This window comes from Gluconobacter sp. R75690, assembly GCF_015244525.1.
GTDB lineage: Bacteria > Pseudomonadota > Alphaproteobacteria > Acetobacterales > Acetobacteraceae > Gluconobacter > Gluconobacter potus.
On the sequence record NZ_JABCQB010000002.1, the window covers coordinates 100,369 to 116,992 of the forward strand.

The 16,624-nt window shown below is 62.8% G+C and carries 12 protein-coding genes and 1 tRNA gene; 10 read left to right on the forward strand and 3 right to left on the reverse strand.

Going from position 1 to position 16,624, the window contains the following annotated elements:
- Nucleotides 1-8 precede the first annotated feature (8 nt).
- Both HKD27_RS02880 and rho read left to right on the forward strand, forming a co-directional pair.
- Entirely contained in the window at nucleotides 9-1,538 is a 1,530-nt protein-coding gene (locus tag HKD27_RS02880; RefSeq protein ID WP_194688532.1) for a GMC family oxidoreductase, read from the forward strand.
- Between the two features lie 276 nt (nucleotides 1,539-1,814).
- Nucleotides 1,815-3,116: a transcription termination factor Rho gene (gene rho / locus HKD27_RS02885; RefSeq protein WP_194688531.1), complete on the forward strand. Its 1,302-nt coding sequence runs from the start codon at nucleotides 1,815-1,817 to the stop codon at nucleotides 3,114-3,116.
- A gap of 103 nt (nucleotides 3,117-3,219) precedes the next feature.
- Here the strand turns inward: rho and HKD27_RS02890 are convergent, their stop codons facing one another.
- Nucleotides 3,220-3,666 (reverse strand): methylated-DNA--[protein]-cysteine S-methyltransferase, encoded by a 447-nt coding sequence (locus HKD27_RS02890; RefSeq protein WP_194688530.1) that lies wholly within the window; start codon nucleotides 3,664-3,666, stop codon nucleotides 3,220-3,222.
- Between the two features lie 464 nt (nucleotides 3,667-4,130).
- On the opposite strand from HKD27_RS02890, the gene HKD27_RS02895 reads away from it, so the two are divergent.
- The 8 genes from HKD27_RS02895 to HKD27_RS02930 all read left to right on the forward strand — a co-directional run bounded on the left by HKD27_RS02895 (nucleotide 4,131) and on the right by HKD27_RS02930 (nucleotide 13,619).
- Nucleotides 4,131-6,404, forward strand: a complete 2,274-nt coding sequence (locus tag HKD27_RS02895; RefSeq protein WP_062494022.1) for a PQQ-dependent dehydrogenase, methanol/ethanol family — start codon at nucleotides 4,131-4,133, stop codon at nucleotides 6,402-6,404.
- 29 nt (nucleotides 6,405-6,433) lie between these two features.
- Nucleotides 6,434-7,870, forward strand: a complete 1,437-nt coding sequence (locus HKD27_RS02900) for a cytochrome c (RefSeq protein ID WP_041111538.1) — start codon at nucleotides 6,434-6,436, stop codon at nucleotides 7,868-7,870.
- A gap of 128 nt (nucleotides 7,871-7,998) precedes the next feature.
- Nucleotides 7,999-9,312, forward strand: coding sequence for a tRNA uridine-5-carboxymethylaminomethyl(34) synthesis GTPase MnmE (gene mnmE, locus HKD27_RS02905; protein WP_194688529.1), 1,314 nt, complete (start codon nucleotides 7,999-8,001; stop codon nucleotides 9,310-9,312).
- Nucleotides 9,313-9,315: 3 nt separating this feature from the next.
- Nucleotides 9,316-11,172: a tRNA uridine-5-carboxymethylaminomethyl(34) synthesis enzyme MnmG gene (gene mnmG / locus HKD27_RS02910; RefSeq protein WP_194688528.1), complete on the forward strand. Its 1,857-nt coding sequence runs from the start codon at nucleotides 9,316-9,318 to the stop codon at nucleotides 11,170-11,172.
- A complete protein-coding gene (gene rsmG / locus HKD27_RS02915) occupies nucleotides 11,169-11,750 on the forward strand; it encodes a 16S rRNA (guanine(527)-N(7))-methyltransferase RsmG (protein ID WP_041111536.1) in 582 nt (193 codons plus the stop codon). The genes mnmG and rsmG overlap by 4 nt, the downstream gene beginning before the upstream one ends.
- Nucleotides 11,740-12,543, forward strand: a complete 804-nt coding sequence (locus HKD27_RS02920; RefSeq protein WP_194688527.1) for an AAA family ATPase — start codon at nucleotides 11,740-11,742, stop codon at nucleotides 12,541-12,543. The genes rsmG and HKD27_RS02920 overlap by 11 nt, the downstream gene beginning before the upstream one ends.
- 6 nt (nucleotides 12,544-12,549) lie before the next feature.
- The gene (locus HKD27_RS02925) at nucleotides 12,550-13,425 is read left to right on the forward strand and encodes a ParB/RepB/Spo0J family partition protein (RefSeq protein ID WP_194688526.1); all 876 of its coding nucleotides are present in this window, start codon (nucleotides 12,550-12,552) and stop codon (nucleotides 13,423-13,425) included.
- Nucleotides 13,426-13,543: 118 nt separating this feature from the next.
- Nucleotides 13,544-13,619: transfer RNA gene (locus HKD27_RS02930), tRNA-Lys, on the forward strand.
- A gap of 109 nt (nucleotides 13,620-13,728) precedes the next feature.
- Here the strand turns inward: HKD27_RS02930 and HKD27_RS02935 are convergent.
- Nucleotides 13,729-14,415 carry a histidine phosphatase family protein gene (locus HKD27_RS02935; protein ID WP_194688525.1) on the reverse strand — a complete coding sequence of 229 codons (687 nt, stop codon included), beginning with the start codon at nucleotides 14,413-14,415 and terminating at the stop codon, nucleotides 13,729-13,731.
- On the reverse strand, nucleotides 14,412-16,460 hold the full coding sequence (locus HKD27_RS02940) for a hypothetical protein (RefSeq protein WP_194688524.1): 2,049 nt from the start codon (nucleotides 16,458-16,460) through the stop codon (nucleotides 14,412-14,414). Before HKD27_RS02940 ends, HKD27_RS02935 begins: the two co-directional genes overlap by 4 nt.
- Nucleotides 16,461-16,624: the final 164 nt, after the last annotated feature.

The following is a 16,624-nucleotide window of genomic DNA, read 5'->3' on the forward strand; positions in this document are numbered from 1 at the left end:
CATCCGTCATGAAGACATTCGCAGAAACAGACATCGTCGATGCCGTCGTCGTGGGCAGCGGTGCCGGTGGCGCGCCGCTGGCCGCGGAACTCGCCCGCAACGGCAAAACCGTCGTGGTGCTCGAAGCCGGTCCCGCCTTCACCGCCATGGGCCACACCCCCGACGAGGTCGCGGCCCGCGAACTGTACTGGCTGCACGAACGCCTCTCCGCCGGCACGAACCCGCAGGCTTTCGGCGGCAACAACAGCGGCACCGGCCTCGGCGGCTCCCTGCTGCATTATGGTGCCTTCATGCCCCGCATGGACGCCCGCGACTTCCACCTGCACACCGAAACCGGCAAGGGCGTGGACTGGCCCTTCGGTCTGGACGAACTCCTTCCTTATATCGAGCGCGTGGAATCCTTCATCGGCGTCTCCGGCCCCGCCCATTACCCGTGGGACCCGAGCCGCCGCTACGCCTACGCGCCCCCGCCCGCCAACTCCGCCGCGCTGAAAATGCGAGACGGCTGTGACGCGCTCGGCCTGCGCCACGCGGACGGCCCGGCCGCCCTTATCACCCGCGATATCGAACAGCCGCATTTCGGCACCCGTCATGGCTGCGCGAACTGCGGCGCCTGTCATCAGGGCTGCCGCAACGGCGCCAAATCCGGCGCGGACAACACCTGGCTCCCCATGGCCGTCGCCCATGGTGCAGAACTCCGCCCCGGCTGCTTCGCCCACACGATCGAGCGTGACAGTTCCGGCCGCGTGACCGGCGTGGTCTATCGCCAGAACGGCGTCGAACACCGCCAGAAATGCGCGACCCTCGTCCTCGCCGCTGGTGCCGTCGAAACACCGCGCCTGCTCCTGACCAACGGCCTCGCCAACAGCTCCGGTCAGATCGGCCAGAACTACATGACCCATGTCTCCACACAGGTCTGGGGCGAATTCGACGAGGATATCCGCCCCAATCGCGGATATCCGTCCCTGACCATCACCGAAGACATGATGCGCCCGAAAGACGCGGATTTCGTTGGTGGCTATCTGGTGCAGTCACTGGGCATGATGCCCGCGACCTGGGGTCAGAACCTCGCCCGCAGCACCACGACACGCGGTCCGGCCTTCGCCCGCGCACTCGCCGGATACAACCGATCCGCCGGCATGGGCATCAACGGCGAATGTCTCCCCCGCCCCGAAAACCGCGTAACGCTTTCGGACGAAAAGGACGCATTCGGCATCCCCAAACCGCTGATCGAACATTCCTACGGCCCAAACGAATGGGCCATGCACCACCACGCCGCCCGCCTGCTGACGCAGATGTGGGAGGCCGTCGGCGCAAAGGACATCCGCGTCATCGACCGCGCCGCCCACATGATCGGCACCTGCCGCATGGGCACGGATGCAGACAGCAATGTTGTTGATCCGGAAGGCCGCAGTTTCGATATCGACAATCTGTGGATTTCCGATCACTCGATCTTCCCCAGCGCCGCCGCCGCCAACCCCGCCCTGGCCATCATGGCCCTGTCCCTGCGCACGGCAGACGCCATGCTGAAGGCCTGATCCCGGAAAACTGACATAGATCAAAGTGATCCGAAGCGTGCGCCCCAGCCTTGACACCGGTTCGCGCGCTCCGGTAATCGAAGGACGACTTTCCGGTGACGTCCTGTCACCCGGTCTCCCTTTCCATCCGGATGACGCCCGCTTCACTGTCCTGCGCAATCTTTACGGATCCCCGCCTGACACCAGAAGCCCCCACCCAGTCGCCCTGTCTTCTGTGTGGTCGCGCATCCTCCCCTATCAGGTCTGCCCCTACCGGCACATCAAGGCGCGTCTTTCATGCATCTCGCCGAACTCAAGAAAAAATCTCCGGCCGATCTGCTGGCTTATGCAGAGGAACTGGAGATCGAGAACGTCTCGTCCATGCGCAAGCAGGACATCATGTTCGCCATCCTCAAGACCCTTGCCGAGCGCGATCAGGCGATCTACGGCGAAGGAACGCTCGAAATCCTGCCGGACGGCTTCGGTTTCCTGCGCAGCCCGGAAGCCAACTACCTTCCCGGCCCTGACGACATCTACATCTCCCCCACCCAGGTCCGCCGCTTCGGCCTCCGCCCGGGTGACACCGTTGAAGGCCAGATCCGCGCCCCGCGCGACGGCGAGCGCTATTTCGCGCTGCTGAAGGTCAACACCATCAACTTCGAGGCTCCGGAAACCGTCCGGACCCGCATCAACTTCGACAACCTCACGCCGCTCTACCCCGAGCGTCGCCTGAAGATGGAAGTCGAACAGACCGAAGCCGCCGTCACGGAGTCCTCTCCACGCGGCAAGGGTAAGAAAGACCAGCGCGACTACACCCCGCGCGTGATCGATCTCGTGACGCCGATCGGCATGGGCCAGCGCGCCCTGATCGTCGCCCCGCCCCGCACCGGCAAGACCGTGATGCTCCAGAGCATCGCAGCGTCCATCTCCGCCAACCACCCCGAAGTGTTCCTGATCGTCCTTCTGATCGACGAACGCCCGGAAGAAGTGACGGACATGGCCCGCTCGGTCCGCGGCGAAGTCGTCTCCTCCACCTTCGACGAACCGGCAACCCGCCACGTCCAGGTAACGGAAATGGTTCTGGAAAAGGCCAAGCGCCTCGTCGAGCACAAGCGCGACGTAGTCATCCTGCTGGATTCCATCACCCGCCTCGCCCGCGCCTACAACACCGTCGTTCCCTCCTCGGGCAAGGTGCTGACCGGCGGTGTGGACGCCAACGCCCTGCAGCGCCCCAAGCGCTTCTTCGGTGCTGCGCGTAACATCGAGGAAGGCGGCTCGCTGACGATCATCGCAACGGCCCTGATCGACACGGGCTCGCGCATGGACGAAGTCATCTTCGAAGAGTTCAAGGGCACCGGCAACGCCGAGCTCATTCTGGACCGCAAGCTGGCCGACAAGCGCACCTTCCCCGCTATCGACATCACCAAGTCGGGCACGCGTAAGGAAGAGCTTCTGGTGGACCGCGCCGAGCTGTCCAAGATGTGGGTTCTGCGCCGCATCCTGGCCCCGATGGGCACGATGGACGCCATGGACTTCCTGCTGGACAAGCTCAAATACAGCAAGTCCAACCACGACTTCTTCGAGGCCATGAACAACTGATCCACGATCAGCACGGCCGATATGAAAAAGGGGAGCTCCGGCTCCCCTTTTTTTGTGTTCCAGCAACGTGGAGTGAAAGGACGTGGAGATGAAAGACCGGTCCCTAGCGCGCGCCTTCCAGGTGCAGAAGCGCATGTTTGTCGGCCACACCTCCAAGCCCTGAATAGCCCCCCAGCCCCGAACGTCCGACAACCCGGTGACAGGGGATCAGGATGGGGATCGGATTCGCCCCCACGGCACCACCAACCGATCGGGGAGAGCCCCCAACCTCGGCCGCGATATCGGCATAGGTCCGCGTCTGCCCATAGGGAATCCGGCGCAGCGCGTCCCAGACCTTCTGGCGGTACGGAGTCCCGTAAGGACGGTAGGGCAGGGTCTCGAAATCGACCGATTCCCCGTCAAAATAGCGCTCCAGAAGGTCGCGTGCTTTCAGAAGGAGCAGAGTCTCCTCCTGATCGCGCCCCCAACCCCAGTCCAGAGCGACGATCTGGCCCTCATCTTCACTGATGGTAAGGGCCCCGAAAGGTGAGTGGCAGGATAGCTGTGGCATGAACGACACGGTGCCCGAGCCGCTCAAAACCGTCAATCCGGCGATATCACCATCAGGACGAGACTTTTAAGCCATGCTCCACACGCATATCGCAGTATAGCAACATGCACAAAACACATACTGGACCGTTCATGTAGGCTTTCCAGCAATGTTCTGTAATGTGTTGGAAAACTGCCGTTTTTTGTATTCAGAAAGCAGCCCAATGTTTTCTGGAACGGCAGTGTAATTATTCGGTGAGCCGCATCATACCCCGTTTCGGAGCGATCCCGCCGTCCCCCTCACGGAAACGTCAGAAGCCGTGTTTGTCTTAAGCAATAAAATAGGCTCAGTAAGTTCTCATGCTGCCGGTGTCCGGTACTGAGTGTTGGCTTGAGAGAACGAGGATTAGCTCCCGTTCCTTTCAAGACTTCACAGGTCCAGAATATCACAGCGGAAACAGTCTTTACAAAAAGGACAGTTGGATCATGACTTCTGGTCTACTGACGCCGATCAAGGTTACGAAAAAGCGCCTTCTCAGCTGCGCTGCCGCGCTGGCGTTTTCAGCAGCTGTACCTGTCGCTTTTGCGCAGGAAGATACCGGCACAGCAATCACGAGCTCCGATAACGGCGGCCATCCCGGGGACTGGCTGTCCTACGGCCGTTCCTACTCCGAGCAGCGCTACAGCCCGCTCGACCAGATCAACACGGAGAATGTCGGCAAGCTGAAGCTCGCCTGGCACTACGATCTGGACACGAACCGCGGCCAGGAAGGCACTCCCCTGATCGTCAACGGCGTCATGTACGCCACGACCAACTGGAGCAAGATGAAGGCGCTGGATGCAGCGACCGGCAAGCTCCTGTGGTCCTACGATCCGAAGGTTCCGGGCAACATCGCCGACCGTGGCTGCTGTGACACGGTCAGCCGTGGCGCCGCCTACTGGAACGGCAAGGTCTATTTCGGCACGTTCGACGGCCGCCTGATCGCGCTCGACGCCAAGACCGGCAAGCTGGTCTGGAGCGTCTACACGATCCCCAAGGAGGCCCAGCTCGGCCACCAGCGGTCCTACACGGTTGACGGTGCCCCCCGTATCGCCAAGGGCAAGGTCCTGATCGGCAACGGTGGTGCAGAATTCGGTGCCCGCGGCTTCGTCTCTGCCTTCGACGCGGAAACCGGCAAGCTCGACTGGCGCTTCTTCACCGTTCCGAACCCCGAGAACAAGCCTGACGGCGCAGCCTCCGACGACATCCTGATGTCCAAGGCCTACCCGACCTGGGGCAAGAACGGCGCCTGGAAGCAGCAGGGCGGCGGCGGCACCGTCTGGGATTCGCTCGTCTATGACCCGGTGACGGACCTCGTCTACCTGGCCGTCGGCAACGGCTCACCGTGGAACTACAAGTTCCGCTCCGAAGGCAAGGGCGACAACCTCTTCCTGGGCAGCATCGTCGCGATCAATCCTGACACCGGCAAGTATGTCTGGCACTTCCAGGAAACGCCGATGGACGAGTGGGATTACACCTCCGTCCAGCAGATCATGACGCTCGACATGCCGGTCAACGGCGAGATGCGCCACGTCATCGTGCATGCTCCGAAGAACGGCTTCTTCTACATCATCGATGCGAAGACCGGTAAGTTCATCACCGGCAAGCCCTACACCTACGAGAACTGGGCCAACGGCCTGGATCCGGTCACGGGTCGCCCGAACTACGTGCCTGACGCCCTGTGGACCCTGACGGGCAAGCCCTGGCTCGGCATTCCGGGTGAGCTCGGCGGCCATAACTTCGCCGCCATGGCCTACAGCCCGAAGACGAAGCTGGTCTACATCCCGGCACAGCAGATCCCGCTCCTGTATGACGGCCAGAAAGGCGGCTTCAAGGCGTATCATGACGCCTGGAACCTCGGCCTCGACATGAACAAGATCGGCCTCTTCGACGACAATGATCCGGAACATGTCGCCGCCAAGAAGGACTTCCTGAAAGTCCTGAAGGGCTGGACGCTGGCCTGGGATCCGGTGAAGATGGCTCCGGCCTTCACGATCAACCACAAGGGTCCGTGGAACGGTGGTCTTCTGGCCACGGCCGGTAACGTGATCTTCCAGGGTCTGGCGAACGGCGAATTCCACGCCTACGACGCCACGAACGGCAATGATCTCTATTCCTTCCCCGCACAGAGCGCGATCATCGCTCCGCCGGTGACCTATACGGCCAACGGCAAGCAGTATGTCGCGGTTGAAGTGGGCTGGGGTGGCATCTATCCGTTCCTGTACGGCGGCGTTGCCCGCACCTCGGGCTGGACGGTCAACCACTCCCGCGTGATCGCCTTCTCGCTTGACGGCAAGGACAACCTGCCGCCGAAGAACGAGCTGGGCTTCACTCCCGTCAAGCCGGTTCCGACCTATGACGAGGCCCGCCAGAAGGACGGATACTTCATGTATCAGACGTTCTGCTCGGCCTGCCATGGCGACAATGCGATCTCCGGTGGCGTTCTGCCTGACCTTCGCTGGTCCGGTGCTCCGCGCGGCAGGGAAAGCTTCTACAAGCTCGTTGGCCGCGGTGCTCTGACGGCTTACGGCATGGACCGCTTCGACACGTCCATGACGCCTGAGCAGATCGAGGATATCCGCAACTTCATCGTGAAGCGCGCGAACGAATCCTACGACGACGAAGTCAAGGCACGTGAAAACTCAACTGGCGTTCCGAACGATCAGTTCCTCAATGTCCCGCAGTCCACGGCCGATGTTCCGACCGCGGATCACCCCTGAGGCAGCGGTTTGCATAAGGAGCACGTGACATGCTGAACGCATTAACTCGGGACAGGCTGGTATCTGAGATGAAACAGGGATGGAAACTCGCGGCCGCTATCGGCCTCATGGCGGTGTCTTTCGGCGCCGCCCATGCCCAGGACGCCGATGAAGCCCTGATCAAGCGTGGCGAATATGTCGCCCGCCTGTCGGACTGCATCGCCTGCCACACGGCTCTTCACGGACAGCCCTATGCGGGCGGTCTGGAGATCAAGAGCCCGATCGGCACGATCTATTCGACCAACATCACGCCGGACCCGGAACACGGTATCGGCAACTACACTCTGGAGGACTTCACGAAGGCCCTCCGCAAGGGCATCCGCAAGGATGGTGCAACGGTCTATCCGGCCATGCCCTATCCTGAATTCGCACGTCTGTCCGACGACGACATCCGTGCGATGTATGCCTTCTTCATGCACGGCGTGAAGCCGGTCGCCCTGCAGAACAAGGCGCCGGACATCAGCTGGCCGCTCTCCATGCGCTGGCCGCTGGGCATGTGGCGCGCCATGTTCGTCCCGAGCATGACGCCGGGCGTGGACAAGAGCATCAGTGATCCGGAAGTCGCCCGCGGCGAATACCTCGTCAACGGCCCGGGCCATTGCGGCGAATGTCACACGCCCCGCGGTTTCGGAATGCAGGTCAAGGCCTACGGCACGGCTGGCGGCAACGCCTACCTGGCCGGTGGTGCCCCGATCGACAACTGGATCGCACCGAGCCTGCGCAGCAACAGCGACACGGGTCTGGGCCGCTGGTCTGAAGATGACATCGTCACCTTCCTCAAGAGCGGCCGTATCGACCACTCCGCCGTCTTCGGTGGCATGGCCGACGTGGTGGCCTACAGCACGCAGCACTGGTCCGACGACGATCTGCGCGCCACGGCCAAGTACCTCAAGAGCATGCCGGCCGTGCCGGAAGGCAAGAACCTCGGTCAGGATGACGGTCAGACGACCGCTCTGCTGAACAAGGGTGGCCAGGGCAACGCAGGTGCGGAAGTCTATCTGCACAACTGCGCCATCTGCCACATGAACGATGGTACGGGCGTCAACCGCATGTTCCCGCCGCTGGCAGGTAACCCGGTCGTCATCACCGACGATCCGACGTCGCTCGCCAATGTCGTGGCCTTCGGTGGCATCCTGCCCCCGACCAACAGCGCACCGTCCGCTGTTGCCATGCCCGGGTTCAAGAATCACCTCTCCGACCAGGAGATGGCCGATGTCGTGAACTTCATGCGCAAGGGCTGGGGCAACAACGCACCGGGAACCGTGTCCGCTTCCGATATCCAGAAGCTGCGCACGACGGGTGCACCGGTCTCCACCGCTGGCTGGAACGTCTCCAGCAAGGGCTGGATGGCCTACATGCCGCAGCCTTATGGCGAAGGCTGGACCTTCTCCCCGCAGACCCACACCGGCGTGGACGACGCACAGTAAGCGTCCCCACCCCTGTCAGTCTGAGAGAAAGGGCGGATCGGAAACGATCCGCCTTTTTTATGTCTGCGCTTTTCATGCCTGTCCGCAGGGCATTTCACCGCGGGGCCACCTGCACTACATAGAAACCCATGACGCGCTCATCCCTTCCGGACGCCCCTGAAAACACCCCGCAGGTCATTTTCGCTCTGGCCACCGGTCCGTCCCGCGCGGCCATCGCGATCATGCGTGCCAGCGGCCCAGGCAGCGATGCGATCCTCAAAGCACTCTGCAACGGGCGGCTGCCCGAACCCCGCCGCGTCAGCCTGCGCACCCTGCGTCATAACGGAGAGGTGCTCGATCACGCCGTCGCCCTCTGGCTCCCTGGCCCCAATTCCTACACCGGCGAGGACGGCTTCGAACTGCATCTCCACGCAGGCCCCGCCATCATCGCCCGCGTCGCCGACGCCCTGACCGATCTGGGCGCCCGCCCTGCCGAACCCGGTGAGTTTACCCGTCGCGCCGTGCAGAAAGGACGACTGGACCTGCTTCAGGCCGAAGCCATCGCCGACCTTGTGGACGCCGAAACGGAAAGCCAGCGCAAACAGGCACTCCGTCAGGCCGACGGCGCCCTGAGCCGTCTGTATGACGACTGGGCCCAACGCCTGCGCCTCGTCCTCGCGCATCAGGAAGCCCTGATCGACTTCCCGGACGAAGAGCTGCCGCAGGACGTGGAAGACGGGCTGATCGCAGAACTGTCTAAGCTCCAGACCGAGATGTCCGCCCATCTTCAGGACAATCGCGGCGAACTCATGCGTCAGGGCCTGACGGTCGTGATCGCGGGCTCGCCAAACGTCGGAAAATCCAGTCTTCTCAATACGTTATCCGGAACTGACGCCGCCATCGTCACCCATCGCGCAGGCACAACACGCGACGCCATTGCGCTCGACTGGGTTTTGGACGGTATCCGCCTGCGTCTGATCGACACGGCTGGTCTGCGCGAGACCGAAGATGAGATCGAAGCCGAAGGCATCCGCCGCGCATTGTTTCACGTGAAACAGGCTGACGTCGTGCTGCATCTGATCGGCCCGGATGAAAGTTTCGAATCCCTTTCCGGAGAGGAAATTCCCGTCCGGACGAAAATCGACATCGCGCCCGCCCCGCCCGGCATGTTAGGGATCAGCACACAGTCCGGCGAAGGCCTCGCTGCGCTGCGTCAGGTCCTGTCCGGACGGGTGGCAGAACTCATGGCCGGTTCCGCTGCGCCCCCCCTGACCCGCGCCAGACACCGCGCCGGAATCCAGGAGGCCGCAACCCATCTGGAGCGCGCGCGAACCGCGACATGGCCGGAGCTTCGGGGCGAAGAACTCCGCCTGTCCATGATGGCTCTGGGGCGTCTGACGGGACGTGTTGATGTTGAATCCCTGCTCGATGCAATTTTCGGGCAGTTCTGTATCGGGAAGTAGGTTTTGAGCGATTTCGATGTCATCGTGATCGGCGGCGGTCATGCCGGATGTGAAGCCGCAGCGGCATCGGCCCGCTTCGGCGCACGCACTCTGCTGCTCACCCATCGGCTTGCAACGATCGGCGCCATGTCCTGCAACCCGGCCATCGGCGGGATCGGCAAGGGCCATCTCGTGCGCGAAATCGATGCGCTCGATGGCCTGATGGGCAAGGCCGCAGATCGCGCCGGCATTCATTTCAAACTGCTCAACCGCTCCAAGGGACCGGCCGTTCACGGCCCCCGCGCACAGGCCGACCGCTCTCTCTATCGCGCCGCCATTCAGGACCTTCTGGCCGCCACGCCAAACCTGACGATCCTCGAAGGTGCCGCCGGAGACCTGATCGAAGAGAACGGCCACATCACCGGCGTCATCTGTGAAGACGGCCACGAGTTCCGCTGCGGCGCCGTCGTGCTGACCACCGGAACCTTCCTGCGCGGCGTCATCCATGTCGGCCACACCCAGACGGAAGCCGGACGCATCGGCGAAGCCCCGGCCAAGCGTCTGGGCGAACGGCTCTATGCGCTCGGCCTCCAGATGGGCCGCCTCAAGACCGGCACCCCACCGCGTCTGGCCAGGGACAGCATCGACTGGGAAAACCTCCCGGCCGATCCGGGTGACGCTGAACCCGAGGCTTTCAGCCCCATGACGGCGGCCATCACCAACCCGCAGGTCGTCTGCCGCATCAGCCATACAACCGCCGAAACCCACAGGATCATCAACGAGAACCTGCACCGCTCGGCCATGTATGGCGGCGCGATTGCCGGTCGCGGCCCGCGCTACTGCCCGTCAATCGAAGACAAGGTCGTTCGCTTCGCCGAGCGCACATCGCATCAGGTCTTTCTGGAACCCGAAGCCCTGCCCGGCAATCCGGGCGGCGATCTGGTCTACCCGAACGGCATCAGCACCAGTTTGCCCGCTGACGTACAGGCCGCCATGATCGCCACCATGCCCGGTCTGGAAAACGCTCGTATCGTCACGGCAGGTTACGCCGTCGAATATGATTACGTGGACCCGCGTGAGCTTCTGCCGTCACTACAACTGCGCCGCCTGCCGGGCCTGTACCTTGCCGGACAGATCAACGGCACGACCGGTTACGAAGAAGCCGGAGCACAGGGTCTGCTCGCCGGCCTGAACGCCGCCCGCGCCACGGCAGGCAATGAACCGCTCACGCTGGACCGGAGTGACGCCTATCTCGGCGTCATGATCGACGATCTGACCCTGCACGGCATCAGCGAACCCTATCGCATGTTCACCTCCCGCGCCGAGTATCGCCTGACCCTGCGCGCCGACAACGCCGACCTGCGTCTGACGCCAAAGGGCATCGCAGCAGGCTGCGTCCTGTCCGAGCGCGAAGCCGCCTTCACCGCCCAGAAAGCCGAACTCGACGCCGCCATGGCTCGCGCGGCCGAGACGACCTTCCTGCCGCAAACCCTGCGCGATGTCGGTTTTGAAGTCTCGCTGGATGGCCGCAGGCGCACGGTTCTCGATGTCCTCGCCAGCAATGGCGACCATACGAAGCTGGACACACTGGTCCCGTGGTTCGCCGAACTTCCCCTGCGTGTGCGTCGCCATGTCGAGACCGAAGCGCGTTATGGTGGCTATCTTCACCGGCAGGATCGTGAAATTCGACAACTCGCATCGGAAAGTGCCATCGCCCTTCCGGCCGATCTGGATTACACTGCCATCGGCGGCCTGAGCAGCGAAATGCGCGAGCGCTTTTCCCAGGCCCGCCCGACCAGTTTCGCCGCAGCACAGCGCGTGCGCGGGGTCACACCTGCCGCGCTGGTCGCCCTGCTGGCCCATGTAAGGACCCTGTCATGACCACCGTTTCACGTGAAACACATGAGAGGCTGGAGCGCTTTGCCGACCTGCTCGTGCAGTGGAACGCGAAGATCAATCTCGTCAGCCCGCGTGACATCGCCCAGCTCTGGCCCCGTCATATCGAAGACAGCCTTCAGCTCGCGGAACTGATCCCTGCAGGCGCGACCATCACCGATCTGGGGTCGGGCGGCGGTTTTCCGGGCATCATTCTGGCCATCGCCACGGGTAATCCGGTCACCCTGATCGAATCGGACCAGCGCAAATGTGCCTTCCTGCGGGAAGCCGGACGCATCTGCGAGGCCAAGGTCACGGTCATCGCCAAGCGCATCGAAGCCGCCAGCCCCCCTCCGGCCGACATCATCACGGCCCGGGCACTGGCTCCTCTTAACAGGCTCCTCGAATGGGCGCGGCCATTACTGAAGGAAGACGGGTTCTGCCTGTTCCTGAAGGGTCAGAAGGCGCAGGCCGAGTTGACCGAGGCAAGCGCCGACTGGCACATGAGCCACAGCATCATTCCCAGCCGCACCGACCCCGGCGGAGCCATCATCAAGGTCAGTGATTTCAAGCGTGTCGTCTAAAACCGAATCTCCCACCACCCGGATCATTGCCGTCACCAACCAGAAGGGAGGCGTCGGCAAGACCACCACCACCATCAATCTGGCAGCCGGTCTGGCCCGTCAGGGACAGCGCGTCCTGCTCGTGGATCTGGACCCGCAGGGCAACGCCTCTACCGGTCTGGGCATCGACTACGACCAGCGCAACACCGGCACCTATGCCGCGCTGATGGTGGAAGCCGAACCCCACGCCCTGCCCCAGCCGACCGGGTTCGACAATCTGGCGATCATCACCGCCAATAACGAACTGGCGGGTGCAGAGCTGGAAATGATCGGCGATGAGCGTCGCGAATACCGCCTGCGTGACGCCCTGCGCGCGCTCGAAGGCGATTACGACACCATCCTGATCGACTGCCCCCCAAGCCTCGGTCTGCTGACGCTGAACGCGCTGGTCGCGTCTGACAGCGTGATCGTGCCGCTGCAATGTGAGTTCTTCGCGCTTGAAGGCATCAGCCAGCTCGTCCGCACCATCGACCGCGTGCGCCGCGCCTTCAATGCCGACCTGCATCTCGAAGGCATCGTTCTGACGATGTATGACCGCCGCAACAACCTGTCCGAACTCGTGGCACAGGACGCACGTGGCTTCTTCGGCGATCAGGTGTTCGAGACGCTCATTCCGCGCAACATCCGTATTTCCGAAGCCCAGAGCCACGGCAGCCCCGTGCTGGATTATGACGCCCGCTCCACGGGTGCCATCGCCTATCTGGCGCTGGCGGCCGAACTGATCAAACGCAACAAGAACAAGGCAAAGGCGTAACCGGCGATGGCCAAAAAGGACAGTTCCCCGCGTCTTGGTCGCGGCCTCGCGGCTCTTCTGGGCGATCAAGCCCCGCAGCTCGCCCGTGCCACGCGTGCGAATGCCCAGCCGCAGCAGCATTCCTCCCTGCCGGTGGATGTTCTGGCCCCGAGCCCCTTCCAGCCGCGCAAGGACATGAACCCTGAGCGCCTGTCCGAACTGGCCGATTCCATCCGCTCCCGCGGCGTCCTGCAGCCCCTGCTCGTCCGCCCTGATCCGGAAAAGCCGGGCCATTACCAGATCATCGCCGGCGAACGCCGCTGGCGCGCCTCACAGCTCGCAGGCCTGCACAGCGTCCCCGTCCATATCCGCGAACTGGATGACACGGACGCCATGGCCGCTGCCCTGGTCGAAAACCTCCAGCGCGCGGATCTCAACCCGATCGAAGAGGCCGAGGGCCTGCAACGTCTGGTCACGGACTATACCCTGACGCAGGAGGAACTGGCCGGTGCCGTGGGCAAGTCCCGCCCCCACATCACCAACACCATGCGCCTGCTCAACCTGCCACCGGAAGTCCGCGCCTACGTCCGCAACGGTGAACTCACGGCCGGTCACGCCCGCGCCCTGCTGACCCATCCCGATCCGGTCGCCGCAGCCAAGATCGTCATCGCCCGTGGCCTCAACGTGCGCCAAACCGAAGCTCTAGCTGGCTGCAAAAATACCCAGACACCGGCCAAAAAGGCACGGGACGCGGAAATCCTGCAGATCGAAAATGACCTCTCCTCCCGCCTCGGACTAAAAGTCCATATTTCCTATAATGGAAAAAAAGGCGGTTCCCTGAAGATCGACTACACGTCCCTGGAGCAGTTCGAGAGCGTCATGCGCCTGCTCAACCGCAGGTAAACCATTGAAATAAAAGGTTTTTCATTTTTTCAGCACTAAACTGCACGAAAAGATGAAAAACCCCTTGCAGGCCGGGGCAAAATCCCGCTATAAGCCGCTCCACCGGTAGACGGGCCATGGGCACATAGCTCAGTTGGTAGAGCAGCTGACTCTTAATCAGCGGGTCCAAGGTTCGAGCCCTTGTGTGCCCACCATGCCCGTCTCCGGTTGTTTCCTAAAAATTTCATACTGACCGACCAAAGCCCGTTACGGGTCTTTTCGTGTTTCCAAGCAGCCCCTGGAATCCAGAGACTGCCCGAGCTTTCAGCCCCGGAAATCAGGCAGTTCGTTGACCGTCACGACGCGCCACAGGCAGTCGATGCGCTCCAGAATGGTGATGGACAGGTTCTGGATCGAAAAGCGCAGCGCCGTATCAGGATGAACGCTCAGCGCATGCGCCAGAGCCGCACGAATGGCGCCCCCATGGCTGACGACAACCATATCCTGCCCTTCATGCATATTCGCCAGATCCTCAAGCCCGTGCCCTACGCGCGCGCAGACATCCAGCATGCTCTCACCGCCCGGCGGAAGCTCACAGGCGGAAATGGACCAGAACGGATTGGGCGGCAGACGCAGCAAGGACATAAACTCACCATGCGGCGTGCCATGCCACTTCCCGATCGACTGCTCAATGAAGCGTCCATCAATCGTCACATCCTGCGAAAACGCGCCGGCCTTGCGAATCTCAGCCGCAGTATCCTGCGCCCGCTGCAACGGTGAACTGTACCACAGCGCATCCTTCGGCAGACGGCGTGCCAGCGTGGCATAACCACCCTGCTGGCTCGCCATTGCCTCACGGCACAGCGGCACGTCGAGCGCCCCATACATCGTCTTGCGTGCACTGGCTTCCACGACCGCATGACGGATCAGCCAGAACCGGGTGACGCCCTTCGGCAGTTCCGGCGTATCGAGAAAATGCCCGTGCGGGACCGCTTTGTCTGTCTGGGTCATGACAACGGGGCGTAACGGGGGACAGGGTTCGCGTCCAGCAGAACATCCCAGTGCTTCAGGATCAGCTCCAGTTTTCCAAGCACCCGGCGCGCGTCCATGCATTCACGCTGAAGCCGGCGCTCCTCGTCCAGCCCTTCGTGGGAAGGCTCACCGGACACAAGCCGCGCCCCAGCACACAGACGCAGCGCTCCGGCCGGCCCGTCCACCAGCGGATGCGGCACCGGCACGGGCTGCCCCAGCACACAGAGCAGACTGCCCTCCCCTTCCGCCACCCAGGGCGACAGATCCGCATTCAGCCAGCGATGCAGCCGCCGCGCATCTTCCAGCGCCAGCGGACGCCCGGGCGCATGGGGATCTTCAACCAGAAAGGACAGGATAGTCGGCACCGCGTCCCAGCGGCCATCATCAAAAGGCGTGCCCATCGGTAGCATAGTCAGCGCCGGACGGGCCTTAACCATGGCCACGGCTTCCGTCATGAACCGGGTCAGACGTCCACGAATGACAGGATCGGGCAGCGCAAACAGCGCATCCATTTCCGCCAGAGCCGCATACCAGCGCAGCGCCAGACCAATATTGTGCCCGTTATTGAGGGCTGACGCATCCGCGCCTTCCGGCCATTCGTCCCGATTGCCATATGCGCGGAGCCCTTTGGGAAGCGACAGGGACGGCAGACGGCTGCGAATTGCAGGAGGAAGAAGAATGGCTCCGCAGAACGGCGGGCCGGTAAAGAACTTGGAGCCGGTTATCATGACGATGATTCCCCGCTCCACCCATTCCGCCACACGCGACGGGCTCAGCCGCGCCTGACAGACATCCACGACGACGCTGAGCTGATCGCCCAGCTCCGTACACAATTCCCAGACCAGGTCCATGTCCGGCGCCGCAAGGCCGGTCTTCGACTGGTCCAGCCGGTGCAGCAGAACATGCCGCCCCTCGGCCACTTCCCGCCGCACAAGGTCTGCACATTGCGCATTGATCTCGGCCACGGGGCGCGCCGTCCCGTCAGCCGCACGGATATCCACACCGATCAGCCGCGTCTCGGGCGAAAACCCTTCAATCACCTCGCCTTTGCCCACCAGCGTCGAACAGGCGCTGTCCGTCGCGAAATGCCGCCCGCAGGCCGCAAGCGGAACCCCGCTGCCCGTTTCATCGGGCGCCAGAAGAATGGATGTCACCGGCCGTTTCGTTCCAGCCGCCACAAGCGCCAGAACCGCCAGTTCGCAGTCCGTCCCGGACGCCGAGAGCAGAACAGCATCTTCCGGCAGACCGAAATGCACCCCGATCGCCTCGCGCGCCCGGCGCACAACACCTTCCTGCACCAGATCCGGGTCCTGCTTGGCCAGAAGCGCACTCATCATGCCGCGTCGGGCGGCTTCCGCTCCCCCGAAACCACGCTCGGACAGCGAAGATGCGGTGGATGACCCAAAAGTGATTGCCCAGGGACGCGGACGATGAGAGCTCGAATACCGGTTCAGCCCGGTATGCGGATCAACAGCCAGCCGGGAATCCCCGCCGCTACTCATCAGGCTCTCGGCAGGCGCCAGAACAGGCCACAGGCGGGTCAGAACCCGCTCCAGCCGCTCGGCCTCATGCGGCGTGAACGGCGGCACATCCGGCAGAAATGCACTCAGCGTCTCCCAGCTCTGCATAAGAGCCGATGCCTCCGGTACATCCTCACTGAACACGGCAAGCCAGGCTGGAAGCGGTGCCACATCACCCGTATCGAGCGCATGGAACAGCGCCGCCACACGCGCTGCAGCAAAGCTGGCCAGATACGGATTGGCGCCCGGCTCCAGCAACCTCATCAACTCGATGGCATGCCGCAGGAAAGTCGGCGCCAGACGCGGCGCCTCAAGACACGGACCGCCCAGCTTGAGCGTGGCCGTCTGCAGGCGGAAAGGCTGCCCCGGTTCGAGTGCTCCCTCGATCCTGAAAGGCAGGGACAGTGACACATCCAGGATCGGAACCAGCCCATCCGCAATCACCCGAAGATCGGGCCGCTCCAGAACATCCGTCAGGGAGCGTGTCAAAGTATCAGCCAGCATACCTGCCTCTCCTGCCTCCGCACGACTGTGGGATTAGCCCATCAATGCGGACAGCGCGAGAGGTGAAAGCATTTCCCAATGTCACCTGTCCGGCGTGTCAAGAAACGTACTGGCGTTATTTGCGCTGTTTCAACAACGCTGTAAGATAAAATTACTCTACCAGG

Coding starts and splice junctions, on each gene's coding strand:
- HKD27_RS02880 (WP_194688532.1), top strand. CDS start 9: ATGAAGACATTCGCAGAAACAGACATCGTCGATGCCGTCGTCGTGGGC.
- rho (WP_194688531.1), top strand. CDS start 1,815: ATGCATCTCGCCGAACTCAAGAAAAAATCTCCGGCCGATCTGCTGGCT.
- HKD27_RS02890 (WP_194688530.1), bottom strand. CDS start 3,666: ATGCCACAGCTATCCTGCCACTCACCTTTCGGGGCCCTTACCATCAGT.
- HKD27_RS02895 (WP_062494022.1), top strand. CDS start 4,131: ATGACTTCTGGTCTACTGACGCCGATCAAGGTTACGAAAAAGCGCCTT.
- HKD27_RS02900 (WP_041111538.1), top strand. CDS start 6,434: ATGCTGAACGCATTAACTCGGGACAGGCTGGTATCTGAGATGAAACAG.
- mnmE (WP_194688529.1), top strand. CDS start 7,999: ATGACGCGCTCATCCCTTCCGGACGCCCCTGAAAACACCCCGCAGGTC.
- rsmG (WP_041111536.1), top strand. CDS start 11,169: ATGACCACCGTTTCACGTGAAACACATGAGAGGCTGGAGCGCTTTGCC.
- HKD27_RS02925 (WP_194688526.1), top strand. CDS start 12,550: ATGGCCAAAAAGGACAGTTCCCCGCGTCTTGGTCGCGGCCTCGCGGCT.
- HKD27_RS02935 (WP_194688525.1), bottom strand. CDS start 14,415: ATGACCCAGACAGACAAAGCGGTCCCGCACGGGCATTTTCTCGATACG.
- HKD27_RS02940 (WP_194688524.1), bottom strand. CDS start 16,460: ATGCTGGCTGATACTTTGACACGCTCCCTGACGGATGTTCTGGAGCGG.